Origin of the sequence: Gemmiger formicilis, from assembly GCF_018784445.1 — a bacterium.
In the GTDB taxonomy this organism is placed as follows: Bacteria; Bacillota; Clostridia; order Oscillospirales; family Ruminococcaceae; genus Gemmiger.
Genome location: NZ_WQOH01000036.1, coordinates 60,454 through 82,742 on the forward strand (window position 1 = coordinate 60,454; position 22,289 = coordinate 82,742).

Genomic DNA, 22,289 nt, shown 5'->3' on the forward strand with positions numbered 1-22,289 from the left:
GTTGCCAAAATGCTTGATAAGACATCCAGTATTATCTGCGCTTTTGGCTTAGCAGCTGCCGCACCTCGCTCGCCGTATCGGCACTTAGAATTATGCGGTATTGCGCTAAAATATTACTTTATAAAAGGAGGCAGACACTATGGCAACATGTACGCAATGTGGTGCCGAGTTAAAGCCCGGTACTAAATTCTGCGAGAATTGCGGTGCAAAAGTATCCGTACCGCAGCCCGCCGCACAGCCCGCAGCTGTGCCCCAGCCCCCGGTTCAGCCTACCCAGGCTGTGCCGCAACCCCCGCAGCCTGTACAGACGCCCCCGCAGCCGCAGGCAAGCGGCGGCAATCCCTATGCAGGCGGCGCACCTGCCGCCCCGCAGCCCCAGACGAACGCAGCGAATCCTTACGCAGGCAATGCGCCCGGCACACCGCCGCAGACCGGCGCAGGCGCACCGCTTTACGCCAGAAACACACCCCCGGATGCTCCCCATGCTGTCACGCCGCCGCCACCCGGCGGCACGGGCGGTAACCCTTACGGCAATGTGGCCCCCGGCGGCAAGCCCAAGCGCCCCCGCGCACCAATGTCCCCCAAGCGGATAATCCTGATCGCCATCCCGGTGGTATTCCTGCTTATGATCATCGTAACAATGATCAGCGGCTCCATCCGCACCGGCAAGCCGAACGCCAGTGACCCGAATCAGGGCACCTGGGAAGCAGCCTACGCCGAGGTTGGTGGCTCCGTGACGCAGGTCGAGGATGCTTTCGGCAGCGGGTTCCTGATGGACCTAAATGACAAGGGCAAGTGCGTTGTAACGGTGGACGGCACCAAGTCCTATGGCAAGTGGACGCTGAACGGCGGGGCCTTCCAGCTGGATTGCGGCGGCCTGAGCTGCACCGGCACCCTGCAAGACGAAATTCTGACCCTGAACGATGTACAGGGACAGGGCGTGACGCTCTACTTCGTCAAGTCCGGCAGCACCATGCAGCAGCCTCTGGACGGTGACAACATGACCCAGGGCACCACCGCAGGCAGCGATATCGATGTGGGCATCTATGTGCTGGAATCCGCCTCCGACAGCGAGTACACCCTCTCCAAGGAGGAGCTTGCCCTCGTCGATATGGAGGACTTCTACATTGAGCTGCGTGCGGACGGCACCGGCGAAACCTACATGGAGGATTTTGTCACCTTCCAATGGAAGGACGGCAACTTCTACGCGCTGACCGACCCCGATACCCCGGCCATGACCTACACCCGCGAGGGTGACCTGCTGACCATTGAGTATGACGGTATGACCATGGTCTTTAAGCGCAGCGACACCAAGCCTGAAGTTGACCCCGATTTGCTGGACGGCGGCGATGACGAATATGACGGCGACGGCTTGATCGACAGCACCGACGGCCCGGATGAGCCTGACCCGCCCTACACCTACGACGACGGCAACACCTACGCTGATTTGGGCAACACCAACTGGTACGGCTGGTTCCGGATGGAAAACTACAAGAATGTACCGAACCGCGACTACTTTGACACCGACACCTACGATTGCTGGGGCTACATCGGTGAGAGCGAGGACGGCAGCCACTACTTTGAGGTTTACCGTGACGGTATGCCCGATGACCCGGTCATCACGATGTGGGTCAATGTCTATGATGACCATATCGAGCCTATCCTGGACGGCTACGACTGGGTGCTTGACCAGAACATAACCGAGAGCGATGCGTATAAGTTCAACCTGTACCCGTATGACGACAGCATCTCGCTGTTCATGTATGACTACGAGGGCGAGGACGGTACGGCCTGTGCGGTCAGCTTCTACATGAGGCTGGACGGCACCGAGTGGAACGAGGAGCTCGAAGAGCTGCCGCCCCGCTATGAGGAGTACAAGGCCGCCTTGGCCAACAAATAACGACTTGATTTATCTGTACAAAATGGGGCGGGCCCTGCCCGCCCCTGACATAGGAGGATCATTATGGGACTTATCAGAGCTGCAATGGGCGCTGCTGGCGGCGTTATGGCCGACCAGTGGAAGGAATACTTTTATTGTGAAGCCATGCCGGCTGACCTGTTGGCTACCCGCGGCTGGAAACGCCAGAGCGGACGCAGCGCCAACACAAAGGGCAGCGACAACATCATTACAAACGGCTCGATCGTGGCCGTTGCCGACGGCCAGTGTGCCATGATCGTCGAGCAGGGCAAGGTCGTGGATATGTGCGCCGAGCCGGGTGAGTACACCTACGATACCGGCAGCGCCCCCTCGCTCTTCAGCGGCGACCTGTCCGACTCGATCGGCGCAGTGTTCCAGAACATCGGCAAGCGCTTTACCTTCGGCGGCGAGGCCCCGATGGATCAGCGTATCTACTACTTCAACACCAAGGAGCTGGTGGGCAACAAATACGGCACGCCCAGCCCGGTGCCCTTCCGCGTGGTGGATCAGCGCGCCGGCATCGACATCGACATTGCCATCCGCTGCTTCGGTGAGTACAGCTACCGCATCACCAACCCCATTTTGTTCTACACCAATGTCTGCGGAAATGTGGAAGAAGGCTACACCCGCGATGAAATCGACGGGCAGCTGAAATCCGAGCTGATGACCGCCCTGCAGCCCGCCTTTGCCAAGATCAGCGATATGGGCATCCGCTATTCCGCACTGCCCGGCCATACGATGGAGCTTGCCGAGGCCCTCAACGAAGTGCTCTCTGCCAAGTGGGGCAAGCTGCGCGGCATTGAGATCGTATCCTTCGGTGTTTCCAGCGTGAAGGCCAGCGAGGAAGACGAGCAGATGCTCAAGGAAATGCAGCGCAACGCAGCCTTTATGGACCCGACCCGCGCCGCTGCGCATCTTGTCGGCGCACAGGCCAGCGCCATGCAGACCGCAGCCGGCAATCAGGGCGCAGGCCCCGCCATGGCCTTTATGGGCATGAATATGGCCGGTGCGGCGGGCGGTATGAACGCCCAGAACCTGTACCAGATGGGCGCCCAGCAGCAGGCCGCCGCACAGCCCGCCCCGGCCCCGGCAGCCGCTCCCGCAGGCTGGACCTGCAGCTGCGGCCAGACCGGCAACACCGGAAAATTCTGCGCCAACTGCGGCAGCCCCAAGCCTGCCCCGACACCCGCAGCCGGCAGCTGGGTATGCAGCTGCGGCACCTCCAACACCGGTAAGTTCTGCTGCAACTGCGGCAACCCCAAGCCAGCACCGGCCCCCGCCAAGTGCAGCCAGTGTGGTTGGACCCCGGTTGACCCGGCCCATCCGCCCAAGTTCTGCCCGGAGTGCGGTAAGCCGTTTGGCCAGTGATGCGCAAAAAAATTGCTGCGGTGCTTTGCGCCGCAGCCGCTTTTCTGACAATGTCCGGCTGTAAAAAAGCACCGCCCGGCACACTGACCGGTATCAGCATCAGTTATTCCGGTATGTGCTATGACGACACCTATGGGTTCAGCATAAGAAACGACCCGGCTGGCGGCTGCCTTTTCAGCTGCAATTACAAGGGTGATGAATGGGTGGAACTGGAAAATATCCCTGTTGAGGACACCCATTGGCAAGAAGCCCTGGCTCTGGCAGAAAAGCTGGGGCTGGAAAGCCTGCCGGACGAAAAGAAAAATTCTCCTGGCTTATTTATTACCGATGAAACGTTAAATAGCGTTTGCCTGATTTACAAAGCCCCGGATGACGAGATCATCTACCGTTATCTGGATGCCGATGGCAATACGCGCAGCGCCCTGCGTGATTTTTTGGAGGATCTGGCAGGGCAGCTGCAAACCGAAGGAAAGAGAGGTGACGCATAATGGCAACGCAGCTTACCAACTACCAATGCCCTGCCTGTACCGGTCCGCTTCACTTTGACGGTGCCAGCGGAAAGCTGGTGTGTGACTTCTGCGGCAGCAGCTACGATACTGCTGAGATCGAAGCGCTCTATGCTGAAAAAGAAGCCGCTGCCGAAACCGCGGCACAGAGTAAACAGGCACCGCCGCCCGACTCCGTCTGGAGCGAAAACGAGGCCGCCGGGCTGCGCAGCTATTCCTGCCCGTCCTGCGGCGCAGAACTGATCTGTGACGAGACGACCGCCGCGACAAGCTGCCCGTACTGCGGCAACCCAACGGTCATTGCGGGGCAGTTCAGCGGTATGCAGCGGCCTGAGCTTGTCCTGCCGTTTGTGCTGGATAAGAACGCCGCCAAGGCCGCGCTGAAAAAATACTATCGCGGGAAGCGTTTCCTGCCCAATGCCTTCTCCTCGCAGAACCATATCGAGGAGATCAAGGGCGTGTATGTCCCGTTCTGGCTGTTCGATGCCAACGCCTCCGGCTCGGGCCTATATGAAGCCACGACCAGCTCCAGCCACCGCAGCGGCGATTACGTCATCACCACGACCAAGCACTATGATGTCCGCCGCGCCGGTACCACGCAGTTCATGGGCGTTCCGGTGGACGGCTCGACCAAGATGCCCAACGGCCACATGGACGCCATTGAGCCGTATGACTACCGCGCCTTCCAGCCCTTCTCGACAGCATTCCTGCCGGGCTATATGGCCGACAAATACGACGAGGACGCCGACACCTGCCAGGCCCGCGCCCACAGCCGTATGCAGAATTCGGTCAGCAGCGAGCTTTCGGCCAGCATTACCGGCTACAACAGTGTAAGCACCCTGAGCGAGAACATCAGCATTGATTACACCGCCAAGCACTACGCGCTGCTGCCCGTCTGGATGCTGCACACCAAGTGGCAGGGCAAGGACTATCTGTTCGCTATGAATGGGCAGACTGGCAAGCTGGTCGGCGATCTGCCAGTTGATAAGCGAAAGGTAGCCGCCTGGTTCGCGGGCATCAGTGTTCCGCTGATGATCCTGCTTGCATTCCTGCTTTGAAAGGGGGAAACAGAGTATGAAAAAGAAACTGTTTTCTCTGCTTACGGCACTGGTGCTGTGCTTGCTCTGTGCCGTGCCGGCGTTTGCCGAAATGCCGCTGGTGATGGACACCTACGAGCTGTTCAAACCCGAAGCGACCGCTGAATTGGAACAAAAGGCACAGGACGCCAGTGCCGGACACGGTGTCAACGTCTACCTGCTGACGGTGTCTGACATCGGCGGGCAGAACGTGCGCGAGTTTGCCAAGGACTGGTACCGCAACTATGACCTTGGCTACGGCGACGGCAAAAGCGGCATCCTGTTCCTGATTGCGCTGGATTCCCGTGATTATGTTACCATCACCTACGGCGGCGGTGTGACCGCCTTTACCGACTACCGCATTGCACAGATCGAGGATAAGATCGTGCCGATGCTCTCGGACGGATCGTATTACAAGGCCTCCGACACCTACATAGAAATGTGCGCTGACACGCTGGATTTCTATGCCGAAAAGGGTGCACCGCTGGACAGCGGCAACGACCCCGCCAAGGGGTGGGTCAAGTGGGTGTTTGTGTTTGTCATCCCGCTGGTTGCAGCCGGCATCGTCTGCGGCATCTTCTATGCGCAGATGAAAACTGCCAACGAGCAGACGCACGCCAACGCCTATATGCCCGCCGAGGGTCTGGCCCTGTCCGTGGTGGAGGACACCTACACCCACACCACCGAGACTGAAAAATACGACCCCGTCAAGGTCAAGGACGACAGTTCGAGCGGCTCGAGTACCGACAGCGACGGCTTCGGCGGAAGCTCGGGCGGAAAATTCTAAACCATACAGTTCCTCAAGCTGGATGCTTGCCTGATAGAGCGCGTTGTGTTTCGATATTCTTATTTCTGTTGGCATCCGAAATTTTAACTGTTGACCTTTTTCCAAAATTTCGATATGCTGTTCTTGCTTTTGAGTCTCTTTTTTCACAACTGTTAACTTAAAGCAAAAGACTGAAGTTGTAAAGCCCTTTTTGGGCTTTTACTTCGGTCTTTCTTTTTTGGGGGATGTGCAACAGCCCCCGTTCATTATATCGCAGCCAAAATCAAAGACCTGCTCTCCCAAGCGGTAACGGCAGGGCAGGTAATGAAGATGAAAGATGCTTGCTCGCAATCCTTTGTTGGGGCTTTGCCGATAAGGTATCCTTTAAGAACTTGCTTATCCTACCGGCTCAACCGTTCGTTATAATTCTATATCTGCATAACGAAATAACGAAAAAAATCTTGAAACGATTTTGCGGCAATGCTATAATACATATTATACTCATAGGTATAAACTGTTCAAAGACGCTGCTGACAACCTGACGGGGATGGTGCTTCCATGCTCTCCCTGAAATCAGCGGAGAAAGATGGAAAAGAATGAAAAACTCCGGAACGTGCAAAGCCATGCAGACCCCGACATGGAAAAGCATCTGTGCGATGCTGTGCCTGCTGCTGTTGCTGCCAGCCGCGCTCCCTGTGAAGGCTGCCGCAGAAACCGCCCCTGCAAAGGTCGTCCGTGTCGGCTCGTTTGGGGACACCTTCAACTATGTCAACGAGAAGGGCATAAGAAAGGGCTACGGCTACGAATTGCTGCAGACCTTATCCGGCTATACAGGCTGGCAGCTCGAGTATGTGACCTGCGACTGGTCAGACTGCTTTGAAAAACTCAAAAACGGCGAAATCGACATTATGGGCGATATTTCCTATACGCCGGACCGCACCGAGGAGATGCTGTTTTCGGACGAGCCGATGGGGGAGGAAAAAGATTACCTCTACGCCGATCTTTCGCGCGCAGATATCTCCGCTTCCGATTACAAAACGCTGAACGGCAAAAAGATCGGCGTTCCGATGGGAACCGAGCCGGAGGTTATGCTGACCGAATGGGAAGAAAAATACGACCTGAAAACGCAGCACGTCAACATCGCCAACAAAGAGGATGTGAAGCAAAAGCTGGCAAACCATGAGATCGACTGCTTTGTTTCGCTGGAAGAATCCTTCTGGGCGGACCTTGGCATCTCGACTATAACCTGCGTGGGAAGCTCCGACATCTACTATGCAATCAACAAAGACCGTGCGGATATCAAGGAAGAACTGGACAATGCGATGCGCGTGTTGGAGGATGCTGATCCTTTTTATACGGCGGATCTCTATAAAAGGTATTTCTCGATGGATTATACCCCGATCCTTACGGGAGAGGAAAAGGCGTGGCTCAAAGAGCACGGTGCGATCAGGATGGGCTTTCTGACGGGTGACAGCGGCGTCAGCACCTGTGACCCTGCCACCGGGGAGATTACCGGGACAATCACGGACTATATTCAGTTTGCCAAGGATTGTCTGGGAAATCAGGAACTGGAATTCCAGATGGTCGGGTATGACAGCAAAGAAGCGGAACTGGGTGCGCTGAAATCAGGCGAGATCGACATGGTTTTCCATTTCGACCAGAGTCCCAATCTGGCGGAAGAGTATCGCGTTGCCTGCACCAACACAACGTGGACCTCCAATATGATGGCGGTCACGAACAAACAGCACTTTAACGAAAATCAAGCGAACCGCGTTGCCGTTCCCCAAAACAAGCTCTCCCTGACAAGGTACCTTGCGGTTTATTATCCGCAGTGGGAGATCGTGGACTGCGCCACACCGGAGGATGCGGCAAAGCTGGTCAAGGACGGACAGGCGGACTGCTTTGTCACAGGGGTCAGCAGCCAGGAAAATTACAGCAAGGAATACGACTTTTACAGCGTTCCGCTGCCAAATCCTGCCAAATCCTGCTTTGCGGTCAACAGCGGAAACGGCATCCTGCTGTCCATCCTGAACAAAACGATCAAGGCGATGCCGGCCAATATGCTTACCGGCGCGCTGGCGATGTACAAAAGCGCCGCGCGGAAGGTTACCCTTGGCGAGTTTATAAGGGACAACTTCTTCATGGTCCTGCTGGTCAGCAGCATTTTTGTGGCAGTAATCCTACTTATGATCCTGAAGCTGCTTCAAAAGGCGCGCAAAGCCGAAGCTGCCGCAAGGAAAGCCGCCAACGACACGCAGGAGCTGAATGAAAAATTGCAGATCGCGGCGGAAAAAGCGGAGAGCGCGAACCGCGCCAAATCCACCTTCCTGTTCAATATGTCGCATGACATCCGCACGCCCATGAACGCGATTATCGGCTACGCAGACCTTGCCGCCCGACATTCGGACAAGCCTGCCAAGCTGGAAAAATACATGGAGAACATCCAGGTGTGCGGACAGAACCTGCTGATGCTGCTGAACAATGTGCTGGACCTTGCCCGCATCGAGAACGATAAGACGGAGATGGAGTATTCGGTTTCGGATGTCGAGAAGGATTTCCGCAATTGCATTGCGATGTTCCAGAATCAGGCAGACAGCAAGGGGCAGACGCTTACAGTGACAACGCACCTGCTGCACCCGTATATCTATGCGGATGTTCCGCACCTGACCGAGGTCTGCACAAACCTTGTCAGCAACGCCGTCAAATACACGGGAAACGGCGGCACGATCCGCTGCGATGCTGCGCAGAAGCCCGGCGAAAAAGAGGGCTGGTGCGATATGGTGGTCACGGTTGCCGATAACGGCATCGGCATGTCGCAGGAGTTCCAGGAGCGTATCTTTGAGCCATTTGAACGAGAACGCACGTCCACCGTCAGCAAGGTGGAAGGCAGCGGCATCGGGATGGGCATCGTGAAAAAGCTGGTCGGGCTGATGGGCGGCACCGTGGAGGTGGAGAGCAAAATCGGTGTCGGCTCCAAGTTTACCGTGACCGTTCCCTGCCGCATTGCGTCCGAGGATGAAACACAGGCGAAACGAGAGATCAATCCTTCGAACCAAAAGTGCCTATGCGGTACTAGGATCCTGCTGACCGAGGACAACGACCTCAACGCGGAGATCGCCACCGAGCTATTGCAGGAAGAAGGCTGTACGGTAGATCGCGCAAAAGACGGCGTGGAATGTGTGGATATGCTGGAAAAAGCTGCGGACGGAACCTATCAGTTGATTCTTATGGACGTCCAGATGCCCGTGATGAACGGCTACGATGCGACAAAAGTGATACGTAGAATGGACGATCCCCCAAAAGCGAATATCCCCATTGTCGCTATGACGGCAAATGCATTTTCCGAAGATAAACAGGTGGCGCTGGACGCCGGGATGAACGACCATATCGCAAAGCCAATCGATATGAGCGTTCTTGTGCCGACCCTGCGGAAATACCTTTGATGCGGACAGAAGGTTACGGTGCCGGCATCTTGTGACCCCAGACGATGTACAGCTGTGGCTGGGGCATTCCAGCTTTTCCACTACGGCCAACATTTACGCCCACATCGACGTGGACAGCAAAATGGAAGCCGCGAACATGGTTGCCAGCAAAATCAACCTTGGCGGACTTCCCGAAAAAAAGAAATCTCCCAAGCAAAAAATTGCTTGAGAGAACCGACAAGCCCAGCGGAGATTGAATCCGTTTTGTCTGCCATTTGGGGTAAAAGTGGCAGACAAAATGGCAGACAAGCCTAAATCTTGTCTGCCACACAAAAAATACCTAAGCCGCTAAAAGGCTTAGGTATAAGGAATGCCGGTGATGGGGGTCGAACCCATACGGTGTCACCACCAACGGATTTTGAGTCGGCCCAAGTGAGAAGAACTTGGTGGATTTTTTAGGAATTTCAAGGAACTTATTTCCTGCCTTTTTTAGTGAAAAAGCACCCATCCACGATATAATTTTTGATTTTCGGACGTACTTACGATTGGAAATCTGGCAGACCAACGTAGTTGAGAAATCATTCTCGCTTTGTGGACAATCTTTCAAAAATGGCAGACAAAAAACAACGCATTCGGAAAGTAGAGGCACATAAAAAACGGCAGTACCCAATAGCGGACATTTTTTTACTATCTAACGGTTTGGCGACCCGCTATTATTTAAGAAATGCCATTCTGCCACTATGTCACATCATATCAACCATCCAAGGGGAAACTATATCTTTTTATAGGAATAGGGCGCGGCGCGTTCCTCTCCCCCACACCCCCTCTCCAGCTGGCTGAAGAAACAGCCAACTGAAAAAGAGAATATCGGTTCTTATAAGCATCTTACCTGTCCACAGGCAAGGTGCTTTTTTATTTCAAAAATCGGAGGTCATCATGGGCAAATATCAGAAAAATATCGAAGCTGCGCGGCGTATCAGCGTGATGCAGTATCTTCAAACCTATCACCCCGGCGAACTGGTTCGCAAAACGGACAAGGAGTATTGCACCAAGACGCACAGCAGCCTTGTTATCACGCCCGCAAATGGGCTGTTTCACTGGTTTTCGCAGAGCAAGGGTGGCAACAATGCACTCGACTATCTGGTAAAGGTCGAGGGCATGGATTTTGTCTCAGCGGTACGGTTGCTGAACGAAATGACACCGATGCCGGTCTCTGTTCAGACGGCCAAGGCAGCACCTGTGCAGCAGCAGACATCCCGCCCCTTTGTGCTGCCGCCTGCGGACAGGAACGCCGAAGCTGCAACGGCCTATCTGATGCACCGTGGCATCAGCCCGAAAGTGCTGCGCTACTGTGTGGGTAGTGGAATCCTATACCAAACTACGCGCGGCAACTACCGCAACTGCGTTTTTGTGGGCAAAGATGAAAACGGCGTACCGCGCTCTGCTTTTCAGCGCGGCTGTCAAGGCAGCTTTCGCGGAGATGTCGCGGGCAGCCAAAAACAGTATGGCTTTCTGATTCCCGCCGAATCAGAAAACTGCGATACCGTGGAAATCTACGAAGCCCCCATTGATGCCATGTCCGGCGCAACGCTGCGGCAGTACAAACACGATTCCCCGTGGCGCAGCGTCCACTACTTGGCGCTGGGCGGGTTGAACCATCAGCCGATTGACTACTTTTTGCAGCAGCATCCCGAAGTAAAGCGCGTGTCGCTTTGCTTTGACCGTGACGACCCCGGACGAAACTTCACAAAAATTGTTGCGAAACAGCTTGCAGAACGCGGATATATCGTACAGGACGCGCCCCCGGCCATAGGCAAGGATTATAACGACTATCTGCTGGCGGCTCGTAGACTTATCAGCATGGAACGGTAAAGGAGCGGAACATGAAAACTATTGCAGTTGCAAACCAAAAAGGCGGTGTGGGCAAAACGACCACCACAGTAAACCTCGGCACAGCACTGGCGGCTATGGGCTACAAGGTGCTGTTGGTGGACGCCGACCCGCAGGGCGATTTGAGCAGCTATCTCGGCTATGAGGGCACCGAAAACGGCGCAACAATCAGCGACCTAATGGAATCCGTTATCAAGGACGAAAAGCCGCCAGAAGTGGTAATTCACCATGAAGAAAAGGTGGATTTCATTCCTTCCGACATTGGTCTGTCTGATATGGAAGTGAGCCTTGTAAACGTTATGGCGCACGAGAAAATCATGGAACAGGCACTGGAGCCGTTCAAGGACAAATATGATTACTGCCTGATCGACTGTATGCCCTCGCTGGGCATCATCACCGTAGCATCGCTTGTTGCGGCTGACAGGGTATTGATTCCTGTGCAGGCGCAGCATTTCGCCCTCAAAGGTCTGGTGTCCCTGTTCAAATCCGTCAACCAAGTAAAGCGCCGTATCAATCCCCGGCTGGATATTGACGGCATTGTGCTGACGATGGTGGACAAGCGCACCAACCTATCCAAAGATGTATGTGCTGCCTTGCGCAGCGCCTACGGTCACGCGCTGAAAATTTACCGTGCAGAAATCCCGGTCAGTACGCGCACGGCAGAAAGCGCTGCCAGTACACATAGCGTGCTGACCTACGATGCCAACGGGCCAGCCAGTATGGCATACAAAGCGCTTGCCAAGGAGGTGACGGAAAATGAGAGAGTACGGCAGCAACATCAATCTGCCCTCGCTCGATAATCTGTTTTCGAGTGAGCAGGAGAGGCAGGATGCAAAGCTGGAGAAAATTCAAATTTTGCCGCTGACGGAACTGCATCCCTTTCGGAATCACCCTTTTCAAGTCCGTGACGATGACGAAATGGACAAAATGGTGGACAGTATAAAAGAATACGGCGTTATGACCCCTGCCATTGTCCGCCCTCGGAAAGATGGTGGGTATGAAATTGTAGCGGGCCACCGCCGCTGTCATGCCAGCCAGCGGGCGGGCGTGGAAACTATGCCCTGCATTGTACGTGATATGGACGACGATACTGCTATTATTCTGATGGTTGATAGCAACTGTCAGCGGGAACATATTCTACCGAGCGAAAAGGCCAAGGCTTACCAAATGAAGCTGGAGGCAATCAACAGAAAGCTCGGTAGACCGTCAAAAGAAAATGTGCGCCAACTTGGCGCACATTTTTCTGGAAACCGAAGTACGCAAATCATTGGCGAAACTGCCGGTGACAGTAGCCGCCAAGTGGAGCGCTTCATCCGTCTGAACAAACTCACCCCCGAACTTATGAAAATGGTGGATGATGGCAAGCTAAAAACCACTCCCGCCGTAGAACTTAGCTACCTTACCCCCGAAGAACAAGAGGACTTCCTCTCTTACATGGAATCCGAGGGCTGTACTCCCTCACTGTCACAAGCACAAAAACTCAAGGAGGCCAGCAAGGAAAGCGTACTGACACTAGAAAAAATCCAGCATATTATGGCCGCCAAACCGCCAAGTGTAAAGCCGCGTGACCCGCAGCTTATGATTCCAGTTGCTAAAGTTGAGCGCTATTTTCCCAAAGGATTTACGAGCGACCAGATGCAGCAGGTTATCGTAAAACTGCTGGAAAACTATGCCCGCGCCCACCAGCACGGCAGCAGATGAGGGGGGACACCGATGACGAGATTATTAGTTGTTGAACCCAGCTACTGCCCTTATCAAGCGGGTTTTTCCAGTGCGGCGACTGCGGTTTCCGAGGTAATCGAGGGTGAAAGCCAAATTCTAAAACCGTTTGGCACACCTCGCATCGGGCTGATATGCAGCAAAGCCCAAAGCCGACTGAAATATAACAGACAGGTCAATGACGAGGGAATTACCGTGCGCGGGCGATTTCTCATCTGCGGGCTAAATGGTGATAAAGTCGTGGGCTTATCCAAAGACCAAGCAGACCGATACAGCCGTCTACTTTTTCTACCGCAAGTCGAAGATATGGCAAGCGGTGAACTGCCCGCCGCAAAGGTACGCCCGCAGGATGAACGCTACGGGAACAAACTATCTTTTTGGGAAAGGTTGGAAAGATAATGGAAGAAAAGACAGATAAAGTAGTCGGCTACATCGAATATCTCGGTGCGGGCGGGATGATCGGTGAAATCGTTCCTTACACAAGCGTGGAAAAATTCAAGGATGAAATTCTGGATTCCTTGGATTGTGGGCGGCCAGTGACACCGGTTGTATTCTCAGATGAACTGGATGAGCCACTCCAATTTGATTCAGACACCTATTTTCCGTGGGGATTTCGCAGCGAAAAGCGAGTGCAAATCCCTTATGAAATCTATCAAACTAACAGGCGAGACCTTGTTTTTATGGAGTATTCTCCTGCTAGGCTCGCTGCCGGAGCAAAGGACTACGAACTCGTGTACAAGGGGCAGATGGAGCGTTGGGAAACGCTGGACAGCATTTATTCACGGCATAATCGGGATGACCGTCCAAACGCCAAAACTATGCGTTCCGTCTCTGTCAGCGATATTATTGTGACACACAAAGATAACGAGACACACGCTTTTTATGTTCAGCCGATTGGGTATAAGCAGGTAGATAACTTGTTGCCGGAACTTGAAAATGCCACACCGTCAAAAGCAGAACAGCACGAGCGATAAGGAGCAGCCTATGGCAAAATACGAAAATATCCGTGCGCTTGCCAAAAAGCAACTGCAAGCCGTCACGGAGAGCAGTGACTGCTGGAAAGCATTTTTGCGGACAGCGGCCATTGCTTATAATTATAGTTTCCCGAACCAGCTTTTGATTCACGAGCAAAGCCCCACCGCCACAGCCGTGGCCGACATAGCTTACTGGAATAATAATGCGGGTCGCTGGGTCAAGCGCGGCGCACACGGTATCGCGGTATTTGACACTCGCGCCAATTCTTCCCGGCTGCGGTATCTGTTTGACATTTCCGATACCATCCCCCGCGCAGAGATTCCCGAAGCGCTGCCGTGGGTCATTACAGACCAGAACTGGCGGCCTGTTTGGGATAAAATCGTAGCGGATAATCACGCCGACAGCATCCAGAGCGCCCTACTCATGCTCTCTACATCCTGCGTTGCCCAGCGCAGCGCCATGTTCACAACCGCACTGGGAAAAGCCATAGACGGCAGCAGCTTACAGTGGGCCAAGCCGGACGAACAGCGGCAGCAATTTTTACAGCTTATCACCCAAAGCTGTCTGTATATGGCCGCGCTGCGGTGCGGCGTGGATACTGCGCGGCTGGACCTGTCTGCCCTTGAGTCTGTGAACCAGTTTGACACAAACCGCATTGCTCTGTGTTTGGGCAGCGCTTGCCAACAGGCGGCACGGCCTCTCATGCAGCAGATCGGCAGCATCACGAGAGAAATCGACAGTGTTGCACGCGCCGAAAAAGTCCGCTATTATGGAGGCAAGCAAGAGAAAACTACCGATGACAAGGAGGTCAACAATGGAGTACATGATGGTGAACGGCTACCAAATCCCGGCGCTGACGCTGAACGAGCCGCCGATGCCGGAAATCGGCAAGTACGGCAGCCTGCGGCGGAAATTCCTGCTGGAGAACGCGCCGATGGTGTTCGACGAGATGATGCTGGAGGGAACGCTGTACCCGCATCTGGTGGAGATGGACAACGCAGTACATCGGCAAATCGAACAGACGATGCAGACGCTGATGCAGCAGAGCACCGCCCCGAACCGGCAGACCGACCCGATGGGCTGGACGCAGTGGATGAACGCCTTGCAGGCCCAAGCCGAGGAACTGGCGATGCAGCAGATTTACAGCCTGTAACACAAGAACCCCAAGCGGAGAGCGATACCACGCCCTCCGCTTTTTCTGTGCCCATTTCTGATTTGCCGCCGCTGAGCGATGAACTGATTCTAGGCTTGCTGGCGAAGGACTCCTCCAGCCGTGCCGACAATGCGGCTATTCTGGAATATTTCAATGAGCATCCCGACCTTGCCGAGCGCAGCGCCTTTTGCAAGCACTGTTACAAGCAAATTTATACATATTTGTTCGTGGATGACCATACCGTGGGTTTTATCCGGCATGATATGTACCTTGAACTTTGGGAGGGCAACTATCTTACCAAAACAGCACAGGTCAATCTGACATGGGATGCTGTTGCCGCAAAGATTGCTGACCTTATCGAGCAAGGGCGTCTGATGGTTCCCATCAAGGCAGCACCCGTGCAGCAGCAGATGGAGCAGCTTACTCTTACTCCCGAAGATTCTGAAAAGGCAGGGCTGCCGAGCCATGAGCAGCAAGCAAAAAATATCGACCTTGCGGCAGAAGCCAAAAAGTGGAACAAGCCCATCATTGACGCATCCGGCAAGTATATTTCCGAGCAGGACATTACCGATGCACTGTGCAAAGGCGGCGGGTTTGAAGATAGCAAATTTCGCATTCAGCAATATCTCTCTGCACAGGTACTTCCTATCGAGGAAGATCAAGCCCGCTGGCTGAAAAAAGAATACGGCATCGGCGGCGGCACATGGATCTTCCGTGATGGTGGGCATGGCTTTCTTGACCACATGGGCAAAAATCTTGAGATCACCCGACGTACAGAGGACGGCGAGTATCGCCGCGTTTTGAAGTGGAAAGAGGTTGCCCAACGCCTACGGCTTTTGGTTTACAACGACCAGTATCTGACCGATGCCGAAAAAGCTACCTATCAGGCATGGGCAGCAGAACAGCAAGCCGCTCGTGCAGCGAACGATGCCGCACTCGCTCATGCAAAACACGCTATCGCGGATTTCTGCGAGAATGAGGGGCTAAACGAGCCGAATTTCTCCGACTTGACCCGCGTGGAGTTTGCTTACTCTACCACCGAGGACGATGAGCACGAGATCCAAGTGTATGCCAATCTTCTGCGGAACGAAATCCGCTATGAGGTTGACGGTAACATTGTCCATATCGACTACTTCCAAGATAACCACGAGCTTGCTGCGCAGGGCATTGAAAACAGCGCCTTCTCGGATTTTATCAATACCGCCGAAGCAGAGTTTGAAAAGCATCATCCGACTACAAGAAAAGTCGAAAAATCACCTGTAACTATCGGCAGTACGGTTTATCTGGAAGATGCCAGACCCTTTACCGTCGAGGAAATCGGCAGAGAAAACATTCATCTGCGGGATGAAAGTTTCCCGCTGGTAGGCCGTGCCGTCAGCCATGAAGAATTTGCGCGGCTGCTTGCGGCCAACCCCAAAAATGCAGCACTATCCGCCCCGGAAGTTCCAAGCCGCCAAGAGCAGCCGGAAGAAACTGCCGAACCCATCGTGGGCGAAGTCATCGAAGAACCCAACCCCTTTGTGGCGCAGGTTATGGCGGACGCAGAACGGCTTTCGGCAGAAGATGAACCTTACCACCGCGAACCCATTACCTATGAAGCCCCTTATCTGGACAACCTGCCGACAGCACCGCGCGAAAAGTTTGCAGCCAACATTGCCGCTATCCAAAAGCTGAAAGAAATTGAGCAGCGCGTAGCGAACGGCGGCAGCCCTGCTTTTGAGGATGAACAGAGAATTTTAGCGCAGTACACGGGCTGGGGCGGGCTTTCGGATGCGTTCGACCCGAACAAAAGTGCATGGTCGAACGAGTACAGCCAGCTGAAAGCAGCATTGTCTGAATCTGAGTATGAAGCTGCCCGCAGCAGCACCCTGACGGCGTTTTATACCCCCGCCACCGTTATCCACCCCATCTACCGCGCACTGGAGCGCTTCGGCGTAAAGGGCGGCAAAATCCTGGAACCCAGCATGGGCACAGGCGCATTTCTCGCACACGGACATTTTGGCAGCAGTGATGCCAAATTCTACGGCGTAGAATTGGACAGCATCACAGGTCGCATCTCCAAGCAGCTATATCAAAAGGCCAATATCCAAGTAACCGGCTATGAAAATGCGCTTCTCCCCGACAACTATTTTGACTGCGTTATTGGCAATGTCCCTTTCGGCAATTTCCAAGTCAATGACCCGCAGTATAACCGGCTGCATTTTCCCATTCACGACTATTTCTTTGCCAAGAGCATCGACAAGCTGCGCACCGGCGGCATCATGGCGTTCATCACCTCCAGCGGCACATTGGACAAAAAGGATGACCGCGCCCGCAAGTACATTGCCGAGCGCTGCGACCTGATCGGTGCGGTGCGCTTGCCCAACAATGCGTTCAAGGGCAGCGGCACTAAAATTATGACGGATGTAATTTTTCTGCAAAAGCGCGATACGCTGCGCCAGCAGGACGAGCCTTGGCTGCACCTTGCAGAAGATGCCAACGGCATCACCATGAACCGCTACTTTGTGGAGCACCCTGAAATGATTTGCGGCAGAATGGAGATAGTCGCCGGTCCGTATGGCCCGACTTCCACCTGCCAGCCAATAGACCCCGATGCGGTGGACCGTTTCGGAAAGCCGTTGCTGGAAACGCAAATCGACACTGCTATGCAGCACTTGACCGCCACGCTGACAAAAGCCGAAATTTCCATACAGGAGGAAAGCGGCGAGGACACCAAGTACATTGATGCCGATCCCTTTGTGCGTAATTTCAGCTACACGGTAAAGGACGATAAAATCTATTACCGCGAAGGCGCAGTCATGCGGGAGTGTAATCCCAACGCAGCCTCTGCCGAGCGTATCCGCAAACTGGTGGAACTGCGCGATACCACCCGCTCTCTGATCGATGCGCAGTTGCAGGACTTGTCGGACGAGGAAATCCACCGTCTGCAAGCCCAGCTTAACCGCCAGTATAATGCCTTCCGCGCCAAGCACGGCCTAATCAACAGCCGCAGCGCGGAGTTGTCTTTCCGGGATGACAGCAGCTACTATTTGCTGTGTTCACTGGAAAATGTCGATGAAAAAGGAAACTTTATCAGCAAGTCGGATATGTTCACCAAGAGAACTATTCGCTCTGCACAGATACCCGACCACGCCGACACGGCATCGGACGCTCTGGCACTGAGCATCGGGGAACGTGCCAAGGTCGATATGCCCTACATGATGCACCTTACCGGGAAAGATGAAGCGACGCTTGCTAAGGAACTGGCGGGCGTTATTTTTGTAGAGCCTTTCCGCAAACAGGAGGACGGCAGCCCTGTTTACCTTATGGCGGATGAGTATTTATCCGGCAATGTACGCGAAAAGCTGCGTATTGCTCATGTTGCAGCCGACCAAGACCCGGCGTTCCGCATCAATGTAGAAGCGTTGGAACAGGTGCAGCCCAAGGACTTGACGGCGGGCGAAATAACGGTTCGGTTGGGTGTCACATGGATCGGGCCGGAAATCATCAAGCAGTTTGCCGATGAACTTTTTCAGTCAACCTACCGCGAACAAAAAATAGCTGTCCGTTACAATGAATACCTGAATAACTGGTATATTTCCAACAAGAGCCAGGGCAACGATAATATCCGCGTCACGAACACCTACGGCACAAAACGTATCAACGGCTATCATTTGTTGGAGAACGCACTCAACCTGCGGGCCACCAAAATTTACGATACAATCTATGACGAAAACGGCAAGGAGCAGCATAAACTCAATGGTCCTGCCACCGAAGAAGCACAGGCCAAGCAGCGGATGATAGAAGATGCTTTTAAAGACTGGATTTTCAAGGACCGTGAACGCCGGGAAAGTTTGGTAGCGCTGTACAATGAAAAGTTCAACTGCATCCGCCCCCGTGAGTACGACGGCAGCCACATCCAGTTTTTCGGCATGAACCCGGAAATCGCACTGCGGCCCCACCAGCGCAATGCCATTGCCCACATCCTGTACGGCCACAACACCTTGCTGGCCCATGTGGTTGGCGCGGGTAAAACTTACGAAATGGTTGCCGCCGCAATGGAAAAAAAGCGGCTGGGCCTGTGCAGTAAAACGCTTGTTGCCGTGCCAAACCATCTGACAGGCCAGTTTGCCAGTGAAGCACTGAAACTGTATCCCAACGCAAACATTTTAGTCACAACGCAGCGTGATTTTGAAAAAACGAACCGCAAGCGGTTTTGCGCCAAAATTGCCACCGGCAACTATGACATTGTGGTAATCGGTCACAGCCAGTTTGAAAAGATTCCACTTTCCGATGCCAGAAAAGCCGAGTTTATCCGCAAGCAAATTGACGAACTGGAGATGCAGTTGGAGAGCATGGACAACAGCGACAGCCGTCTGACCGTCAAGCAGTTGGAAAGTAAGAAAAAGCAGTTGAAAACCAAGCTGTCAAATTTGCTGGACGCCCCGAAGCGGGATGATGTGGTGACTTTTGAGGAACTGGGTGCAGACTCCCTCATGGTCGATGAAGCACACAATTTCAAGAACCTCATGACCGTTACAAAGATGCACAACATCGCGGGTATCAGCACCACCGAGAGCCAGAAGGCCAGTGACCTGTTTATGAAGTGCCAGTACCTTGATGAAATCACCGGGGCGCGGGGCGTAACGTTTGCCACGGGCACCCCCATTTCCAACAGCATGACCGAGCTGTATACCATGCAGCGCTATTTGCAGCAGTACACCTTGGAACGCAACGGCCTTGCAAACTTTGACAGTTGGGCGGCCACCTTTGGCGAAACCGTCACAGCCATCGAACTTGCGCCGGAGGGAACCGGCTACCGCACAAAAACGCGCTTTGCTCGTTTTTTCAATCTGCCGGAACTTATGGCAATGTTCAAGGAATGCGCTGACATTCAAACAGCAGATATGCTGAAACTGCCTGTCCCTGCCCTTGTGGGCGGCAAGCCGACCAACATCCAGCTAAAGCCCTCTGAAATACAAAAACAGATGGTAGCGGAATTGGGCGAACGGGCCGACAAAATCCGCAATAAAATGGTAAAGCCCTATGAGGACAATATGCTGAAGATCACCAACGACGGACGCAAATTGGCGCTGGATCAGCGCTTGATCGACCCCGACTTGCCCGATGATCCTGACAGCAAGGTCAATATCTGTGTGGGCAAAATTTATGAGATATGGGAGCAGACCATGCCCCAACGCAGTGCGCAGCTTGTTTTCTGCGATCTGTCCACGCCCAAGGCTGGCGTTTTCAATGTCTACGATGACATGAAAGCAAAGCTGATCGAACGCGGAATCCCCGAAACAGAAATTGCCTTCATCCATGAAGCAAACACCGATGCCCGCAAGACGGAACTTTTCGGAAAAGTTCGCAGCGGTGCAGTTCGTGTGCTGATGGGCAGCACGGCCAAAATGGGAGCTGGCACCAATGTGCAACAGCGTCTTGTGGCGCTGCACCATCTGGATGTGCCGTGGCGGCCATCTGATATTGAGCAGCGTGAGGGCAGAATATTACGACAGGGCAATGAAAATAAGGAGGTCTATGTTTTCCGTTATGTCACCGAAGGTACATTTGATGCCTACTCGTGGCAGCTTATCGAGAATAAGCAAAAATTCATCGGGCAGATCATGACCTCAAAATCTCCTGCTCGCAGCTGCAATGATATGGACGAGGCTGCACTGTCCTATGCCGAGGTAAAAGCATTGGCGGCTGGCAATCCGCTTATCAAGGAAAAGATGGACTTGGACGTGCAGTTGACCCGTCTTAAAACACTGAAAGCTGCCCATGACAGCCAACGGTATGAACTGGAGAATAAAATTGCCATCGGTTTCCCGGCTGAAATCCGAAAATGCAAAGAACAGATTGAAAATGCCACGGTAGACGCCGCCACCGTAAAGGAACACTCCGTAGTGGATGCGGACGGCAAAGATGTTTTCTGTATCCAGTTGGAAAAGAAAGTTTACTACGAAAAAGAACCTGCGGGGAAAGCCCTGTTAGGTCTGCTGGGCTTGGCACTGAATAGCGAAAAGCCCGTACCTATCGGGTATTTCAAGGGTATGGAACTGCAAATCCAACATCTACCTTTTGGCAACGAATACCATGCAAGGTTGGTTGGCTCTGGTACATATAGCACTCAGCTGGGAGCTGATGTGCTAGGCAATCTGACACGCCTTTCCAATTTGGCAAATGGTATTGAACCGAGCATTGAAAAGACCCGCAATATGCAAATCCAGTTGGAACAGCAGCTTGCCAGCGCCGAGGAAGAAGTCAAGCGGTCATTTCCACAGGCAACGGAACTGACTGAAAAGAGTAAGCGTCTTGCGGTGCTGGAGGGACTGCTGAACATGAACGACAAAGACATTGTGACCGATACCGAGCCGGAACAACAGTGTCAGACCGACAATCGACAGCGTGGACAGGAGGAACGATAAATTTTATGATTAAAGGCAGAAAGACCAATCGTATACGCGACCACCCCAAGGATGAAAGGAGTAGTTTTTATGAAAAAATCTATTGTTGCATTGGGCATAGTATTGGCGCTGTCCGGGTGTGCAGCGGCAGCGGATGAAACTCTTGCGGCTGAACCGGCTGCACTGGTGGAAATCTCACCGGCCACCGAAGAAACTGCGCGGCCGGTGGAAGCTGCTGCAACCGCCGAACCTGCGCAGACAGCAACCCCTGCGCCGACACCCGAACCGACACAGGCCCCCACGCCCGCGCCGACAGCAGAGCCTACGGCAGTCCCCACCGCAGAACCCACGCAAGCCCCGGTGGAGGAAACCGTAGCCGCCACTCCGGCACAGGTTAGTATGAGTTATGGTGCGGTGCCGTTCAACCTTGCAGCCGGTACGGAGCAATGGTGGAGCATCGACAGTTCCGATTCTGCGTATTGGGCCGTGCAGGAGAACATCAACGCCATCCGTGCGGCGGCGGGACTTTCCCCGCTGGCAATGGACGGCGGGCTGAGCGCAGCGGCAGATGCCCGCTGCGAAAGTTTTGTCGCGGGCGGTGCGTTCGACCACAGCGGCATGACCACCCGCAGCGAAATCTGCGCAGCCGGTCCTATCGGCTCAGCCAGCAGCGTATGCAGCTATTGGCAGAACAGTCCTGCCCACTATGCCAACATCACCAACGCCAGCTTTACGAGCATGGGTGTGGCCTGTTGGTTTTGCTCCACCGCCGAGGGGCAGTATACCTACTGGACTGTCACCTTCAACTAAAACTCCTACTTGTTTTCATACAGAAATTATGATATAATTTCTGTATGAAAGAGAGGTGCTATCTATGCCGAACATTCGTTCCAGCGCAGATCTGAGAAACAACTACAATGACATTTCCTCTTACTGCCATGCCTACAACGAGCCGGTCTTTATTACCAAAAACGGTAAGGGCGACAAGCTGCAAGAGGGTCTTGCCGACGTGGAAGCCGGGAACACGCGCCCCTTTGCCGATGTTATGGCTGATTTGCGCCACCGCAGGGAGCGCAGATGAAATACAACATTCATGTCACCCAAGCC

The 22,289-nt window shown here is 53.9% G+C and carries 16 protein-coding genes; all 16 read left to right on the forward strand.

Features of this window, described 5'->3' with window-relative positions; translation table 11 throughout:
- Nucleotides 1-139: 139 nt before the first annotated feature.
- The 16 genes from GPK89_RS11135 to GPK89_RS11210 all read left to right on the forward strand — a co-directional run bounded on the left by GPK89_RS11135 (nucleotide 140) and on the right by GPK89_RS11210 (nucleotide 22,263).
- Nucleotides 140-1,900 carry a zinc ribbon domain-containing protein gene (locus GPK89_RS11135; protein WP_215693164.1) on the forward strand — a complete coding sequence of 587 codons (1,761 nt, stop codon included), beginning with the start codon at nucleotides 140-142 and terminating at the stop codon, nucleotides 1,898-1,900.
- Between the two features lie 63 nt (nucleotides 1,901-1,963).
- Entirely contained in the window at nucleotides 1,964-3,286 is a 1,323-nt protein-coding gene (locus GPK89_RS11140) for an SPFH domain-containing protein (RefSeq protein ID WP_215693166.1), read from the forward strand.
- On the forward strand, nucleotides 3,286-3,774 hold the full coding sequence (locus tag GPK89_RS11145) for a hypothetical protein (protein ID WP_215693168.1): 489 nt from the start codon (nucleotides 3,286-3,288) through the stop codon (nucleotides 3,772-3,774). The genes GPK89_RS11140 and GPK89_RS11145 overlap by 1 nt, the downstream gene beginning before the upstream one ends.
- Complete coding sequence (locus GPK89_RS11150; protein ID WP_215693170.1) at nucleotides 3,774-4,850, forward strand: Trm112 family protein; 1,077 nt, start codon at nucleotides 3,774-3,776, stop codon at nucleotides 4,848-4,850. The genes GPK89_RS11145 and GPK89_RS11150 overlap by 1 nt, the downstream gene beginning before the upstream one ends.
- A 16-nt stretch (nucleotides 4,851-4,866) precedes the next feature.
- A complete protein-coding gene (locus GPK89_RS11155; protein ID WP_215693172.1) occupies nucleotides 4,867-5,655 on the forward strand; it encodes a TPM domain-containing protein in 789 nt (262 codons plus the stop codon).
- Between the two features lie 575 nt (nucleotides 5,656-6,230).
- On the forward strand, nucleotides 6,231-9,077 hold the full coding sequence (locus tag GPK89_RS11160; protein WP_215693174.1) for an ATP-binding protein: 2,847 nt from the start codon (nucleotides 6,231-6,233) through the stop codon (nucleotides 9,075-9,077).
- 31 nt (nucleotides 9,078-9,108) lie between these two features.
- Nucleotides 9,109-9,285 (forward strand): hypothetical protein, encoded by a 177-nt coding sequence (locus GPK89_RS11165; RefSeq protein WP_215693176.1) that lies wholly within the window; start codon nucleotides 9,109-9,111, stop codon nucleotides 9,283-9,285.
- 707 nt (nucleotides 9,286-9,992) lie between these two features.
- Nucleotides 9,993-10,928 (forward strand): DUF3991 and TOPRIM domain-containing protein, encoded by a 936-nt coding sequence (locus GPK89_RS11170; RefSeq protein WP_215693178.1) that lies wholly within the window; start codon nucleotides 9,993-9,995, stop codon nucleotides 10,926-10,928.
- A gap of 11 nt (nucleotides 10,929-10,939) precedes the next feature.
- A complete protein-coding gene (locus GPK89_RS11175; protein ID WP_215693179.1) occupies nucleotides 10,940-11,746 on the forward strand; it encodes a ParA family protein in 807 nt (268 codons plus the stop codon).
- Nucleotides 11,703-12,647, forward strand: a complete 945-nt coding sequence (locus tag GPK89_RS11180; RefSeq protein ID WP_215693181.1) for a ParB/RepB/Spo0J family partition protein — start codon at nucleotides 11,703-11,705, stop codon at nucleotides 12,645-12,647. The genes GPK89_RS11175 and GPK89_RS11180 overlap by 44 nt, the downstream gene beginning before the upstream one ends.
- A gap of 12 nt (nucleotides 12,648-12,659) precedes the next feature.
- Nucleotides 12,660-13,064, forward strand: a complete 405-nt coding sequence (locus tag GPK89_RS11185) for a DUF3846 domain-containing protein (protein WP_215693183.1) — start codon at nucleotides 12,660-12,662, stop codon at nucleotides 13,062-13,064.
- Entirely contained in the window at nucleotides 13,064-13,639 is a 576-nt protein-coding gene (locus GPK89_RS11190; protein WP_215693185.1) for a YodL domain-containing protein, read from the forward strand. Before GPK89_RS11185 ends, GPK89_RS11190 begins: the two co-directional genes overlap by 1 nt.
- Before the next feature lie 875 nt (nucleotides 13,640-14,514).
- Nucleotides 14,515-14,793, forward strand: coding sequence for a TnpV protein (locus tag GPK89_RS11195; protein ID WP_252261647.1), 279 nt, complete (start codon nucleotides 14,515-14,517; stop codon nucleotides 14,791-14,793).
- 1,532 nt (nucleotides 14,794-16,325) lie between these two features.
- On the forward strand, nucleotides 16,326-21,203 hold the full coding sequence (locus GPK89_RS11200; protein ID WP_252261648.1) for an N-6 DNA methylase: 4,878 nt from the start codon (nucleotides 16,326-16,328) through the stop codon (nucleotides 21,201-21,203).
- 69 nt (nucleotides 21,204-21,272) lie between these two features.
- Entirely contained in the window at nucleotides 21,273-21,992 is a 720-nt protein-coding gene (locus tag GPK89_RS11205) for a CAP domain-containing protein (protein WP_215693189.1), read from the forward strand.
- 64 nt (nucleotides 21,993-22,056) lie between these two features.
- A complete protein-coding gene (locus GPK89_RS11210; RefSeq protein WP_215693191.1) occupies nucleotides 22,057-22,263 on the forward strand; it encodes an antitoxin PHD in 207 nt (68 codons plus the stop codon).
- The last annotated feature ends 26 nt before the right edge of the window (nucleotides 22,264-22,289 follow it).